General features: G+C 67.5%; 4 protein-coding genes. All 4 read right to left on the bottom strand.

Annotation, left to right across the window (positions count from 1 at the left end):
- The coding region (lepB, locus tag ACFWPJ_RS29115) for a signal peptidase I (RefSeq protein WP_378856148.1) at window positions 1-741 on the bottom strand (741 nt) is incomplete at its 3' end.
- Window positions 742-827: 86 nt separating this feature from the next.
- A complete protein-coding gene (gene rplS / locus ACFWPJ_RS29120; protein ID WP_019048201.1) occupies window positions 828-1169 on the bottom strand; it encodes a 50S ribosomal protein L19 in 342 nt (113 codons plus the stop codon).
- Window positions 1170-1333: 164 nt separating this feature from the next.
- On the bottom strand, window positions 1334-2224 hold the full coding sequence (locus ACFWPJ_RS29125; protein ID WP_378856150.1) for a hypothetical protein: 891 nt from the start codon (window positions 2222-2224) through the stop codon (window positions 1334-1336).
- A 21-nt stretch (window positions 2225-2245) separates the two neighbouring features.
- On the bottom strand, window positions 2246-3012 hold a 767-nt coding region (locus tag ACFWPJ_RS29130; RefSeq protein ID WP_378856152.1), incomplete at its 5' end, for a S1 RNA-binding domain-containing protein.

Raw genomic sequence — 3012 nt, forward strand, 5'->3', positions numbered from 1 at the left:
GCGTACCGGGCCCATCCGGCTCGGCGGCCAGATCTTGAACACCGTCTTGCCGCGCACATTGTCCACCGGCACGGTGCCCTGCAGATCGTCGCTGACGTGGGCGCGGGAATCGGCCGACTCGTTGCGATTGTCGCCCATCACCCACAGGCTGCCCTCGGGCACCTTCACCGGACCGAACACCCGGCCCGCCGGGTAGACGGCGTTGGGGCGGTCGGTGAACCAGGGGTAGTCCTTCTTGATGTACGGCTCGTCGAGCGGTTTGCCGTCGACCATCACCCGGCCCTGCGGATCACAGCACTGCACGGTCTGCCCGCCGACGGCGATGACACGCTTGACGAGATCGTTCTCGTCCGGCGGGACCAGGCCGAAGTAGGACAGGAAGTTCTGCACGCCGCGCACGACGGTGTTGTCGGAACGGATCGACTTGTAGTGCCCGTTCCACGACGGCGGGCCGACGAAGACCACGACATCGCCGGGGCCGGGCTCGGAGCCGTAATAGCTGATCTTCTCGACATAGATGCGGTCGCCGATCAGCAGCGTGTTCTCCATCGACTGCGACGGGATCACATAGGGCCGTCCGACGAAAGTGACCATCAGCGCGGCGATGACCGCCGCGATCACGATCAGTAACGGCAGCTCCTGCCAGAACGGGCGCTGATTCTTCTCGCTGCGCTGCCTCTTGCGCCGTCCACCTTCGTCGCCCGAATCGGACACCGACACCGACCCACTTTCGTCTGCCACGCCGAACAGAGTAGCCCGGCGCCCCGACCGAAGTCGGAGCGCCGGGCTAGGAGGAAATTTCTGTGCTGCGAACAGCTGCCGCAAGATCAGCGCTTTTCCTTGATCTTGGCGGCCTTGCCGCGCAGATCGCGCAGGTAGTACAGCTTGGCGCGACGCACATCACCGCGGGTCACGACATCGATGTGGTCGATGTTGGGGCTGTGCACGGGGAAGGTGCGCTCGACACCGACACCGAAGGACACCTTGCGGACCGTGAAGGTCTCGCCGATGCCGCCGCCCTGACGCCGGATCACGACGCCCTTGAAGACCTGGATGCGCTCCTTCGAGCCTTCGATGACCTTCACGTGCACGTTCAGGGTGTCGCCCGGACGGAAGTCGGGGACATCGCTACGCAGCGACTTCTCGTCGACGAAATCAAGGGTGTTCATTTTCCACCTTTTCGGATTCTTTGCGCGAACAGAGGAACCTGGCGGCACTCGCGCGCTCGACCGGTTCATGCTCAGAACAGGAGTGCTCTCGGACATGACTCGTCCAAGGCAACCGGTTTATTGTGCCAGACCCGACAGCCCGGACTGAAATCGGGCGGCCGTGCTCACTCGCCCGTCGAAGTGTCGGCCGTGGCGTCGGCCCGGCGGCGCGGCAGCAGATGCGGGTGCGGTGGCGGCGCGGGCGGCGCCGCGACGACCGTGCGTTGCAGCTCGGCCTCGGCCGCGGTGCGGGCGTGTTCGACATCGGGTTTCCCCGCGATGAGGTCCTGGATGAAGATCTTCGCGCGCACGACCGGGCGTCGGTACCGCCGCTCCCTGGCGATCGCCCTGCCCATCGTCCTCGGCCGGTTGCCGTAGCGCCAGCGGGCCCAGGGCGCGCCAGGGCGGCTGAGCCGGACGGCGCCGATCAGCAGCAGCGGGGGGAAGAACATGCCGAACAGCCCGGTCCAGATCTTGCCCTTGGCGATCACCGCCCCGGCCAGCAGCAGGTTCAGCACGAGGGTGGCGAGCAGGACGATGTGGACCCCGATCCCGCGCGACTGCCGGAAGTCGTCGAAGTCGAGAAACGTCGCCGGTTGCACGCCGAGCAGCAGCAGGCCGGTGACGGCGAGGGCGACGAAGACCGCGTCCACCGAGGTGCGGCCCTGTTCCTCCCAGTAGACGTCACGCAGATAGAAGATCAGGGCGAACTCGTCGAGGACCAGCGCGGCGCCGATCCCGAACAGGGCGGCCAGCACACTCGAGGTGACCTGGGTGGAGTCCTCGGCGGTCGCGATCAGCCCGATGCCGGTGAGCAGCACCGTGATGACGCCGAACACCATGTGGTGGATGTGGGTGCTACCGGCCTTGATATTGCCGGGCCACCACCGCACCTGGGCCCTGATCAGCCGCACGCTGATCCGGATGACCACGAAACCGAGGATGAACCCCAGCAGGAAGCACAACAGGGGCAGGCGGCCGCGCGCGATCACTTCGTCTTCGAGCCACCGCTGCATGCCGCCCGCCCTGTCGTCGAGTTACTTGCCGAATCCCGCCCGGCGCAACGCGTCGGCCATCGATCCGCTTGGCTCGGACGCCGGCTTGCGCTGGTTGCCACCACGCCCCTGAGCTTGGCTGCGACCCTGCGCCTGGCCACGTTCCGCACCCTGGCCACGACCGCCCTGCGGACGACCCTGACCCCGGCCCTGGCCGCGCGGTGCGCCGCCACCACGATTGTCCCCCTGCGCGGGCTTGCCCGGCTCGTCATCCAGGCGCAAGCTCAAACCGATCCGCTGCCGGGCGACGTCGACCTCGAGGACCTTGACCTTCACCACGTCACCGGACTTGACCACTTCGCGCGGGTCCTTGACGAAGCTGTGCGACATGGCCGAGACGTGCACGAGGCCGTCCTGGTGCACGCCGACATCGACGAACGCGCCGAACGCGGCCACATTGGTGACGACGCCTTCGAGCACCATGCCCGGCTCCAGGTCGGCGACCTTCTCCACGCCCGCGGCGAATTCGGCGGTCTTGAACTCCGGACGCGGGTCGCGGCCCGGCTTCTCGAGTTCGGCGATGATGTCGCTGACGGTGGGCACACCGAATTTCTCATCGGTGAAGTCGGCGGGCCGCAGTGCGCGCAGCGTGCCGGTGTTGCCGATGACCTCGGCCATCGGGCGGCCGGTGTGCTCGAGGATGCGGCGCACGACCGGGTAGGCCTCGGGGTGCACGGCGGAGGTGTCGAGTGGGTCGTCGCCGCCGCGGATGCGCAGGAAGCCCGCGCACTGCTCGAACGCCTTGGGGC

This window comes from Nocardia sp. NPDC058497, from assembly GCF_042720195.1.
Taxonomy (GTDB): domain Bacteria; phylum Actinomycetota; class Actinomycetes; order Mycobacteriales; family Mycobacteriaceae; genus Nocardia.